This is a genomic window from Candidatus Hydrogenedentota bacterium, assembly GCA_016791475.1.
Lineage (GTDB): Bacteria > Hydrogenedentota > Hydrogenedentia > Hydrogenedentales > JAEUWI01 > JAEUWI01.
In genome coordinates this window covers 1-531 of sequence record JAEUWI010000435.1, presented here as the reverse complement: position 1 = coordinate 531, position 531 = coordinate 1, and the positions used below count along the sequence as shown (strand labels likewise).

Below are 531 nucleotides of genomic sequence, written 5' to 3'. Positions count from 1 at the left end.
GACTGTGAGTTCCGGATCCAGGATCACCAGGCGCGCCAGAAGCTCGGGATGGAACAGCACCGCCTTGCGGCGGGTGGCATCGAGGGTGATGACGGAACTGCGTCCCACTTCGCTGCCGGTGCCGGCGGTGGTGGGAATCGCCACAAAGGGAGCCAGGCCCGACCAGTCGGTCTCGTCATAAAAGCGCGTCAGGTCGAGTCCGGGGCGCCTCACTAGCAGCCGGGCGGCCTTGCCCGCGTCGAGGGCGCTGCCCCCCCCGATGGCGACGATCCCGTCACAGCCTTTTTCCCGGAACAGGGCGGCGGGCTTCCGGACATCGTCCTCGACCGGATTCGGATGCACTTCGGAGAAGAGGAACCAGGTGTGTCCGAGCCCCTCGGGCCCCAGGGTCGCCGAGAGCAGGCGGAAGGCGTCCGTCTGGAGCAACCCGCCATCGGTCACGACCAGGGGCCTCGAAATTCCGAGGCGGGAGAGATGGGAGGGGAGGTCGCGAAGGGCGCCCGCCCCGAACAGGGTGCGGGTCGGAAACGA

1 protein-coding gene is annotated in these 531 nt (G+C 68.4%); it reads right to left on the bottom strand.

The features are described from left to right. A partial coding sequence (locus tag JNK74_30115) for an iron-containing alcohol dehydrogenase (protein MBL7650425.1) occupies nt 1–531 on the bottom strand: 531 nt, incomplete at both ends.